The 10,207-nt window shown below is 59.2% G+C and carries 12 protein-coding genes; 11 read left to right on the top strand and 1 reads right to left on the bottom strand.

All coding sequences use genetic code 11. From position 1 onward, the window contains the following. Positions 1-40: 40 nt before the first annotated feature. Positions 41-1,705, bottom strand: a complete 1,665-nt coding sequence (locus tag APH41_RS27370; protein WP_054922613.1) for an electron transfer flavoprotein-ubiquinone oxidoreductase — start codon at positions 1,703-1,705, stop codon at positions 41-43. Positions 1,706-2,221: 516 nt separating this feature from the next. Between APH41_RS27370 and APH41_RS27365 the strand changes: the two genes are divergently transcribed. The 11 genes from APH41_RS27365 to APH41_RS27315 form a co-directional block, all read left to right on the top strand. Further along, positions 2,222-2,971 carry an electron transfer flavoprotein subunit beta/FixA family protein gene (locus APH41_RS27365; protein WP_014719538.1) on the top strand — a complete coding sequence of 250 codons (750 nt, stop codon included), beginning with the start codon at positions 2,222-2,224 and terminating at the stop codon, positions 2,969-2,971. Positions 2,972-2,973: 2 nt separating this feature from the next. Then, the gene (locus APH41_RS27360) at positions 2,974-3,903 is read left to right on the top strand and encodes an electron transfer flavoprotein subunit alpha/FixB family protein (RefSeq protein ID WP_034120769.1); all 930 of its coding nucleotides are present in this window, start codon (positions 2,974-2,976) and stop codon (positions 3,901-3,903) included. 160 nt (positions 3,904-4,063) lie between these two features. After that, positions 4,064-4,879 (top strand): ABC transporter substrate-binding protein, encoded by an 816-nt coding sequence (locus tag APH41_RS27355; protein WP_054922611.1) that lies wholly within the window; start codon positions 4,064-4,066, stop codon positions 4,877-4,879. A 9-nt stretch (positions 4,880-4,888) separates the two neighbouring features. Next, positions 4,889-5,251 carry a DUF4398 domain-containing protein gene (locus tag APH41_RS27350; RefSeq protein WP_003193475.1) on the top strand — a complete coding sequence of 121 codons (363 nt, stop codon included), beginning with the start codon at positions 4,889-4,891 and terminating at the stop codon, positions 5,249-5,251. Next, complete coding sequence (locus tag APH41_RS27345) at positions 5,248-6,060, top strand: OmpA family protein (RefSeq protein ID WP_034126751.1); 813 nt, start codon at positions 5,248-5,250, stop codon at positions 6,058-6,060. The genes APH41_RS27350 and APH41_RS27345 overlap by 4 nt, the downstream gene beginning before the upstream one ends. A gap of 265 nt (positions 6,061-6,325) precedes the next feature. Next, positions 6,326-7,765, top strand: coding sequence for a PLP-dependent aminotransferase family protein (locus APH41_RS27340; protein WP_003193472.1), 1,440 nt, complete (start codon positions 6,326-6,328; stop codon positions 7,763-7,765). Between the two features lie 93 nt (positions 7,766-7,858). Continuing rightward, complete coding sequence (locus APH41_RS27335) at positions 7,859-8,350, top strand: hypothetical protein (protein ID WP_034126752.1); 492 nt, start codon at positions 7,859-7,861, stop codon at positions 8,348-8,350. Between the two features lie 162 nt (positions 8,351-8,512). Further along, positions 8,513-8,767 (top strand): YkgJ family cysteine cluster protein, encoded by a 255-nt coding sequence (locus APH41_RS27330; protein ID WP_034126753.1) that lies wholly within the window; start codon positions 8,513-8,515, stop codon positions 8,765-8,767. A 41-nt stretch (positions 8,768-8,808) separates the two neighbouring features. Next, complete coding sequence (locus APH41_RS27325; protein WP_054897213.1) at positions 8,809-9,414, top strand: START domain-containing protein; 606 nt, start codon at positions 8,809-8,811, stop codon at positions 9,412-9,414. A 103-nt stretch (positions 9,415-9,517) separates the two neighbouring features. Then, positions 9,518-9,754, top strand: coding sequence for a hypothetical protein (locus tag APH41_RS27320; protein WP_054897212.1), 237 nt, complete (start codon positions 9,518-9,520; stop codon positions 9,752-9,754). Between the two features lie 213 nt (positions 9,755-9,967). Beyond that, the coding region (locus APH41_RS27315) for a ribonuclease E inhibitor RraB (protein ID WP_054922608.1) at positions 9,968-10,207 on the top strand (240 nt) is incomplete at its 3' end.

The raw sequence follows: 10,207 nt of genomic DNA, 5'->3' as shown, positions 1-10,207 counted from the left end.
ATTACCCATTTCGGGAGCCTTTTCTGGTTAAGCGAACTACTTACATATTCGGGTAAGTCGGCCCGCCCGCGCCTTCCGGCGTCACCCAGGTGATGTTCTGCGAGGGGTCCTTGATGTCACAGGTCTTGCAGTGCACGCAGTTCTGGGCGTTGATCTGGAAGCGTTTCTCGCCGTCTTCCTTGGTCACCACTTCATACACGCCTGCCGGGCAGTAGCGCTGCGCCGGTTCATCGTAGAGCGGCAGGTTGGTGCCGATCGGGATGCTTGGGTCTTTGAGCTTCAAGTGGCACGGCTGCTCTTCTTCATGGTTGGTGCCGGAGATGAACACAGAGCTCAGTTTGTCGAAGCTCAGCTTGCCGTCGGGTTTGGGGTAGTCGATCTTCTGGCTGTCTTTGGCCAGCTTCAGGCAGGCGTAGTCCGGCTTGGTGTCGTGCAGGGTGAAAGGAATCTTGCCGCCGAAAATATTCTGGTCGAGCCAGTTGAAACCGCCGCCGATGATTGCGCCGAACTTGTGCACGGCCGGGCCGAAATTACGGCTGGCGAACAGTTCTTCATACAGCCAGCTGGCTTTGAAGCTGTCGACATATGTGGTCAGCTCATCACCGCCCTCGGATTCGGCAAACAGGCGGTCGGCCACGGCGTCGGCGGCGAGCATGCCGGACTTCATCGCGGTGTGACTGCCTTTGATCTTGGCGAAGTTCAGGGTGCCCAGATCGCAACCGATCAGCGCGCCGCCCTTGAAGACCATCTTCGGCAGCGAATTCAGGCCACCTTTGCAGATCGCGCGGGCGCCGTAGCTGACCCGCTTGCCGCCTTCCAGGTACTGGGCCAGCACCGGGTGGTGCTTGAGGCGCTGGAATTCATCGAACGGCGACAGGAAGGTATTGCTGTAGGACAGGTCGACGATCAGGCCGACCACGACTTGATTGTTTTCCAGGTGATAAAGGAAAGAGCCACCGGTGTTCTCTTTACCCATGATGTCCAGCGGCCAACCGGCGGTGTGCACCACCAGGCCCGGCTGGTGCTTGGCTGGGTCGATTTCCCAGATTTCCTTCAGGCCAATGCCGTAGTGCTGGGCGTCGGCGTCGCTGTCCAGGTTGAAGCGCTGGATCAGTTGCTTGCCGATGTGGCCACGGCAACCTTCGGCGAACAGCGTGTACTTGCCACGCAGCTCCATGCCCGGGGTGTACAGGCCGTCTTTTGGCTTGCCTTCACGGTCGACGCCGAGGTCGCCGGTGATGATGCCGCGTACCACGCCGTTCTCGTCGAACAGCGCTTCCTGGGCGGCGAAGCCCGGGTAGATTTCCACGCCCAAGTTCTCGGCTTGCTGGGCCAGCCAGCGGCACAGGTTGCCCAGGGAAATGATGTAGTTGCCTTCGTTGTGCATGGTCTTGGGCACAAAGAAGTCGGGCACCTTGGTGGAGGCTTCCGGGCTGCGCAGTACATAGATTTCATCGCGCACCACGGGCGTGTTGAGCGGGGCGCCGAGTGCTTTCCAGTCCGGGAACAGCTCGTTCAGGGCACGTGGTTCAAACACGGCACCGGAGAGGATATGGGCGCCGACTTCGGAGCCTTTCTCGACCACGCAGACGCTGATTTCCTTACCGGCTTCGGCGGCCTTCTGCTTCAGTCGGCAGGCGGCAGACAGGCCAGCCGGGCCAGCGCCGACGATGACCACGTCGAATTCCATGTATTCGCGTTCCACAGGCTATCTCCTACTCAAGGCTCAACAGGCTTTTTTTTCTAATGGGTGGAGGTTCGGTGTGGTTCTGCGCGAAGGCAGGACCCACCTGTCTCTCTAGGTGGCGCATTATATATAGACCACTGACAGCGTCCAATACAAACGTTTGTTTGAATTGCCTGCAGCCTAGATAAATCAAAGCAACGGGGCTTATGACTGACCATTTTGCCGTATTGACCAGAATAGGCGTTCCGGTCAAGATACGGTCGGTTTTGCGCTTCCCGTAGGCAGACTGCAGGTTTCAAGAGCACGTCCAAAGACAGGCCGAAGGCAATGAAGGTGATGCGCACCCAAACGTTGGGGCGCAGTTTACACGCCACGATAAAGAATGACCTCTCAGTCACCACTGACGAACGGTCGTCATTTCCCGTGTGCAAGGCCACTGCCGAGGTCTTTGGAGGTGCCCTTGTGTGCCGATGAGCATCAACCGCCAGGTTCGCCTAGGCGACTTTCTTTTCACCGGAGAGTAACGAGGAATCCATGAAGGTTCTTGTAGCTGTCAAACGCGTTGTCGATTACAACGTGAAAGTTCGCGTCAAGGCGGACAATTCCGGCGTCGACCTTGCTAACGTCAAGATGTCGATGAACCCTTTCTGCGAAATCGCTGTGGAAGAAGCCGTACGCCTGAAAGAGAAAGGCGTGGCGACGGAAATCGTCGTGGTGTCCATCGGGCCGACCACTGCCCAAGAGCAGTTGCGTACCGCTTTGGCCCTGGGCGCCGACCGCGCCATTCTGGTGGAGTCCGCTGAAGAGCTGACCTCCCTGGCCGTTGCCAAGCTGCTCAAGGCCGTTGTCGACAAGGAGCAGCCACAACTGGTGATCCTGGGCAAACAAGCCATCGACAGCGACAACAACCAGACTGGCCAGATGTTGGCTGCACTGACCGGTTACGGCCAGGGCACCTTCGCTTCGAAAGTCGAAGTGAGCGGCGACAGCGTTGCGGTCACCCGTGAAATCGACGGCGGCGCGCAGACGGTTTCCTTGAAACTGCCGGCCATCGTCACCACCGACCTGCGTTTGAACGAGCCGCGTTATGCGTCCCTGCCAAACATCATGAAAGCCAAGAAGAAGCCTCTGGAGACGCTGACTCCGGACGCTTTGGGCGTTTCCACCGCCTCTACCAACAAGACCGTCAAAGTCGAAGCGCCGGCTGCACGCAGCGCGGGTATCAAGGTCAAGTCGGTAGCTGAACTGGTTGAGAAACTGAAAAACGAAGCGAAGGTGATCTGATCATGACTATCCTCGTAATCGCCGAACACGATAACAAGGTGCTGGCTCCGGCTACCCTGAACACCGTGGCCGCTGCCGCTAAAATCGGTGGGGACATCCACGTGCTGGTTGCTGGTCAGGGCGCTGGCGCCGTGGCTGAAGCGGCTGCAAAAATCGCAGGCGTGAGCAAAGTCCTGAACGCTGACAATGCCGCTTATGCGCATCAGCTGCCGGAAAACGTTGCACCGCTGGTCGCCGAGCTTGGCGCTGGCTACAGCCACATCCTGGCCGCCGCTACCTCCAACGGCAAAAACATCCTGCCACGCGTTGCCGCCCAGCTGGACGTTGACCAGATCTCCGAGATCATCTCGGTAGAAAGCGCCGATACCTTCAAGCGCCCGATCTACGCCGGTAACGCCATCGCCACCGTGCAGTCCAATGCTTCGGTCAAGGTCATCACCGTACGCGCCACCGGTTTCGACCCGGTTGCTGCCGAAGGTGGCTCGGCTGCCGTTGAAGCCGTCTCCGCTGCCCACGACGCTGGCACTTCCAGCTTCGTCGGCGAAGAGCTGGCCAAGTCGGACCGTCCTGAACTGACTGCTGCCAAAATCGTCGTTTCCGGCGGGCGTGGCATGCAGAACGGTGACAACTTCAAACACCTGTACGCCCTGGCCGACAAGCTGGGTGCTGCGGTCGGCGCTTCCCGCGCAGCCGTTGACGCAGGTTTCGTACCCAACGACATGCAGGTCGGCCAGACCGGCAAGATCGTTGCGCCACAGCTGTACATCGCCGTCGGTATCTCCGGCGCGATCCAGCACTTGGCCGGTATGAAAGACTCCAAAGTGATCGTTGCGATCAACAAGGACGAAGAAGCTCCGATCTTCCAGGTTGCCGATTATGGCCTGGTGGCGGACTTGTTCGAAGCCGTACCTGAATTGGAGAAGCTGGTCTAATCCAGCCGCTTCACTTATAAAGAGCCCGGTCTTATGACCGGGCTTTTTTATTCCCTGTAGGAGCGAGCTCGCTCGCGAAAAAACCACAGGCGCCGCATTTATTCAGAACGCACGCGTTATCGTTGACGTTTTTCGCGAGCACTTTAGGAAGGAACATGCCATGGCGCTGCGCCCCTGGACTGTACTGTTGGGCCTTACGCTGCTGCCGAGCCTGACGCTCGCCGCCGGCAAGTGCGAGCGCCTGGTGATCACCGGCAGCCCGGACGCACCGCCTTTACTCTGGCGCGACCCCCAGGACCCTACGCACCTGATCGGCGCGACCGCTGACGTGCTGCAACAAGTGGGCAAGGAGCTCGGGCTGAAAATCGACCTGCTCTACGGCGGCAAACGCTCCCTGGCCCTTGATGAAGCACGCAGCGGGCGCATGGACATTCTCGCCGACGCACCGCTGAACCTGGGTGAACTGGACCACTTCGACTACATCCATCCGGCGCTGATGCAGACCGACTACCTGGTATGGACGCGCAAGGATTCGGCCGTGGTCTATTCCACCGCCGCCGATTTGCACGGCCACAAAGGTGCAGTCTCGGAGCGTGCGCGCTTGAGCGCGGAGTTCGAAACCTTCGCCAGCCAGCAACTCAACCTGCAACGCCTGCCCAATTTGACGCCGGCTTTCCAGAAACTGTTGCTCGGTGAGGTGGACTACGTGCTGGCTGGGCGCTATTCCGGCATGGCCATGGCCCAGACCCTGGGCATGAGTAATGACCTGGTGGCCCATGAAGTGCCTGTCGATCAGCCTGGCCTGTACCTGGCGATTTCCCACAACTCGGCCTGCAATGATCCTTGGCTTCGCGGACAGCTGACGAAAAAGATGACAGAATTGCCCGCCTCCGGTGCCGCTCAAGCCGCGCTGCAGCGCAATCTGGAGCGTTGGAAAGCGCAACTGCAACAACCTGTCGGCACCCCAACAAAGTAGGGATTTACAGTGATTTTTCGAGCTCTTTTCGCGGCCCTTGCCGTTGTCGCGCTGGCGGGATGCGCAACCGATCCTGCGCCGATCGAACAAATGCGCCTGACCCAGCAAGCCTTGGAACAAGCCACCGCGGTCGGGGCCAACACCGATGAATCCCCCGAACTGAAGCTGGCCGAAGAAAAATTCGCCCGGGCCAAGGGCAACATGGCCGACCAATCCTACAAGCGAGCGCGGATGCGCGCCGAGCAGGCTGAGCTGGACGCACGCCTGGCCGAAGCCAAAGTGCTGACCGGCAAGAGCCAGGAACAATTGAACGTGCTCAATACCCGTATCACTCGCCTGCGTAAGCAGCTGCAGTTGGGAGAAGCACAATGAGCCCGATGATCCGTGGCCTGAGCTGTGTACTGCTGCTGGGCAGCGTGGCCCTGGGCGGCTGTGCGAGCCAACCCACGAGTGAGCAGGCGTTGCAGCAGGCCGGCGATGACTTTCAAAAGGTCAAGGAAGATGCCAACGTGCTGCGCTTCGCGCCCAAGGACGTGATCCGCGCCGGAGAGTCCCTGGCCCGCGCCGATCGCCTGTCCAGCTACTGGGGCAGCGGCTCCGATGTGGTGCATTACGCCTACCTGAGCCAGCGGTACAGCGCCATCGCCCGAGAGCACACCCAGCAGGGCCTGAATGCCGAGCGCGGTACCCAACTGGAGTTGGAACGTCAGCGCCTGCAACTGGCCTTGCGCGAAAACAAGCTGGCCAGCGTGCAACAGCAGGGCAAGTGGGTTGAAGCGCAAATCGCCAGCCTCACCACCCAGACCGACCGTGGCCTGGTGATGACCCTGGGCGACGTACTGTTCGACACCGGCGAAGCGGAGCTGCAGAACTCGGCCAACCGCACGGTGCTCAAGATCGTGCAATTCCTGCAACTGAACCCCAAGCGTCGGGTGCGCATCGAGGGTTATACCGACAACACCGGTGGCGAGCAGGAAAACCTGAAACTGTCCCGCGACCGGGCTCAATCGGTGGCCGACCTGTTGATGGACCTGGGCATCGATGACAAGCGCATCGAAGTCGAAGGTTATGGCGACCAATACCCGGTGGAAGCCAATGCCTCCGAGCGTGGCCGCGCGCAGAACCGTCGGGTGGAAATTGTGTTCTCTGACGAGAAGGGCCAATTGGGCGCTGCGCGCTAACAGCTGACGCAGCTCCAAATTGTGGGAGCGGGCTTGCTCGCGAATGCGGTGGCTCAGTACTGGATGTGCTGACTGACACACTGCCTTCGCGATCAAGCCCGCTCCCACATTTCGTTTCGGCGATGCCCACCCCAGCTCCCCCGGCAGTTTTTACTGTCACTCCTGCCCGCGCTCGACTATTGTGGCAACTGTCCCCGTACACTTCTAAACTGTGCCGGTATGTTTCACACAAAAATAAAATGCCCGTGAAATCGAGTGCTGCGTCATGACCAATCTGTTGCTTTACCAACGTATTGCCCAGCAACTGGCTGAGGACATCCGCCGCGGTGTCTACCAACCGGGGGAGCGCGTGCCGTCGGTGCGCAAGATGAGTTCCCAGCTCAATGTGAGCCATGCCACGGTGCTGCAGGCCTACGCCAACCTGGAAGACCAGGGGCTGATCCGGGCGCGGCCGCAGTCGGGCTACTACGTGCACCAGACGCCAGCACTCACGGCGCCTACGCCTGATATCGCACGGGTCGAGCGCCCAGGGTTGGTCACCCGTAGCAGTATCATCCAGCAGGTGCTGGTCGAGTCGCGCCGTGAAGGGGTTTTTCCCCTGGGGGCGGCGGTGCCGAGTGTCGACTACCTGCCGGTGCGGGCATTGCATCAGCAATTGGCCAAGGTCACGCGTTTCCAGAGCCCACGGGCGTTCAGCTACATGTTCAGCCCTGGCTTTGAACCCCTGCGGCGCCAGGTGGCGATCCGCATGCGCGATGCCGGGGTGGTAGTGGACCCTTCCGAAGTGGTGATTACCCACGGCTGTGTCGATGCCTTGCAAATGTCGTTGCGCGTGCTGACGCGCCCTGGCGACCTGATCGCGGCTGAATCACCGACCTATTACGGCTTGCTGCAATTGGCTGATCTGCTGGGCCTCAAGGTGATCGAGATCCCCAGCGACCCCGCCACGGGCATGAGCCTGGAAGCCCTGCAACTGGCCGCCAACCAATGGTCGATCAAGGCGCTGGTGCTGACCACGCGCTTGAGTAACCCGCTGGGCGGCACGATGCCAGAGGAGCGGCAGAAACAGTTGCTGCGCCTGGCGTCGGACTTCGATATCCAGATTGTCGAAGATGATATTTACGGCGAGTTGATGTTCGAACTCGGCCGCACCAAAGCCCTCAAGGCCTACGACCGCCTCGACCGGGTGATCTATTGCTCAAGCTTTTCCAAGACCTTGTCGCCGGGCGTACGCATTGGCTGGATGATTGCCGGCAAATACCAGCAGGAAATCCAGCGCCTGCAGATGTTCAGCACGCACTCGGCATGCAGCGTCACCCAGATGGGCGTCGCGGCCTATCTGGAAAACGGTGGCTACGACCGTCATTTGCGCTACATCCGCCAGGAATACCGCAAGAACCTCAGCGCCTTCCAATTGGCGGTGCAGCAGTATTTCCCCGAGGGCACCCAGATGACCCGCCCGACCGGCGGCTTTATCCTGTGGGTCAGTTTGCCGGGGCGGGTCAATACTCAGGAACTGCATGTGCGTGCCCTGCAACAAGGCATCAGCATTGCGCCAGGGCTGATTTTCAGTAATACCGAACAGTTCAACCACTGTATTCGGCTCAATTGCGGCACGCCGTGGAACCGCGAGGCGGAGAGGGCGTTGATGACTCTGGGAATGCTTGCCAGCCAGCTGTGCCAAGAGGCCGCCGCGGGTTTTTGAGGCGAGCAAAGGGGACAAGTCTGATCTGTGCCCTTGTCATGCCGCGCACAACAAGCGAGCATATGGCCTTCTGCCGTTAATGCTGTTGGCGATATGACTTCTATTTTTCGCGTTACGTTGATGCTTGGTCTGCTGAGCCTGTGCAATGCCGGTAGCGTGCTGGCTGCAGCACCGGTGGCTGAAGGTAAGCCTGTTGTCGGTGCCGAGCAAAAGACCTCAGCCAAGCAGCCAACGCCTGCGAAAAAATCCCCTGCCGCGCAAAAGAAAGCCGCTTCGACCAAAAAGCGTGCACCCGTGGCGAGCAAGTCCAAGTCGGCCCATGAGGTCGCCCAGACCAAACTGCCACCGGCACAGTTGGACCTGTCCCTGCCTTCGGACATGGTCAGGCACTTGCAACCCATTGGCACCATGCCCAAGCCCAAGAGCGTGCCTCTGTTGCCGCCGATGTTTGGTGAAAAGCCCACCGACAACAGTGCGTTCCAGATCAACGGCCGCTTGCTCAGCAATGAGATGAAGCTGCAACTGCGTAACGAAGAGCGCCGTGATGTTGAAGGCGCTGCGCTGGATTTCGAATTCAAGCAATAAACTTTCGGTCCACAGGTGACCCAGGTTGCCGACCATCTGTCGCAGACTGGTCGGTCATTTTTGTTTTGTGCGAAAAACTCCTGTTGGCCCATTTTAAAACGGCTGTTTAAGGGCGTACTCTAGCCCGGCCATCCCTATTGAGTCGTCGAGGACCTGCTGGTCATGAAATGCCGTGAAGGCTGTGGCGCCTGCTGCATTGCCCCCTCCATCAGTTCGCCACTACCCGGAATGCCCCAGGGCAAACCCGCTGGCGTCCGTTGCGTGCACCTGTCGGTGGAACAATTGTGCCAGTTGTTCGGTCAACCGCAGCGGCCCGCCGTGTGCAGTGATTTCAAGGCCGATATTGAGGTGTGCGGCAACGACCAGGCCGATGCCATCCGGCTGATCGGCTGGTGGGAGCAGATGACGGCGGCTTGATGGGCTTTACTATCGGAACTTCAACAATAAGGAATACAACGATGGGTTCGCTGAAACGAGTGGCTGTGCTGTGCGGTTTTACGCTGTTGTTTGCGGCCACTGCCCAGGCTGAGGATTGGCAAGTCGCCAAGGACGAAGACGGTATCAAGGTGTCCCTGAGCGAGATTGCCGGTTCCAAGTACAAGGCCTATCGCGGCGTGACCGTGATCAAGGCGCCTTTGGCCAAGGTCCAGGCGCTGCAGGAAGATGTGGTCGGTGCTTGCGCATGGATCCATGAATGCAAATCCCAGAAACTCGTCGACAAGAAAGGCGACGAGGCCTGGACCTACACCCAGTTCAAGGCCCCGTTCCCCGTGACGGACCGCGACTCGTACATCCACGTCACCACCACCAAAGCCGCTGACGGCACCGTCACGCGCAAACTGGAAGGCGTGCCGACCTACAAGCCTGAAGCAAAAGGCTACGTGCGGGTCGCCCAGGTGGAGGGTTTCTGGAAGCTGGTGCCAAAGGGCGATAACCAGACCGAAGTCACCTACCAGGTACACACCGAACCAGGTGGCAGCGTACCTTCGTGGCTGGCCAACAAGTTCGTGGTGGACGCGCCGTTCAACACCTTGAAAGCCTTGAAAGATCACGCTGAAAAATAAGTGCAGTTGATCCGGTGCCTCCGGGCTTGAGCGGAACGTTTTGCGCGCCGCCAAGGTCCAGATACTTGTAAGCCCACCTATGGGTTTTATCGAGGAGGCACCGATGCAAACGTGGCAAATTACCTTCGTTGATGATCACGGTGAAACGTCCGTGCAGCAGTTCACCTGCGAACAAAAGCCCAGCCTCGAAGACGCTGCGCATATGATTCGTGCGAAGCTGGTGCCGATTGCTGCCAAGCTCGATCTCAATGACCTGGAAGGCCGTAAACCCGAGCCGACGGTCAAGATTCTCAAAGACCAGAACAGTATCCAGATTCTCGATATTTCTCCCTCCGTCTAAACATTTTTCACGCGCCACACGAGCACCTCTGGTGGCGGTGATAGCTTCACGCTACTCTGCAATCGAGATCAGCGAATGAATCGCTAAGGTCTGGTCTTGTCAGCTACATGCTTGTTTTCCTGCGGTGTTGTTATGCCGTGGTGCCCGCGCCAGCAGGGCGCGGGGCTTCAGGAAGCACGGAAAGTCTATCCATCGGTGTGAGGAGGACGTTTCATGAGCACAGCCTATCAAGAAGACATCAGCACCAACGTACTGCGCCGCATGAAAGAAGGCGGCTTTGATTTCTCGCGCTTTCACCCCATCGAGTTCTACGCCATTTTCCCGGATGAGGAACGGGCGCGCAGGGCTGCGGGTCGATTTCGTGGGGAGTCCCTCAACGCCCAGGTCAGCGCGCGCGACGATGGCGCCTGGTACCTCGAACTGAGCAAAATCATGTTCGCAACCTACGACGGC

The organism is Pseudomonas sp. NBRC 111138 (assembly GCF_001320835.1).
GTDB classification, from domain to species: domain Bacteria; phylum Pseudomonadota; class Gammaproteobacteria; order Pseudomonadales; family Pseudomonadaceae; genus Aquipseudomonas; species Aquipseudomonas paracarnis.
The sequence above is the reverse complement of the archived record's forward strand: the minus strand, read 5'-3'. Positions and strand labels throughout refer to the sequence as shown.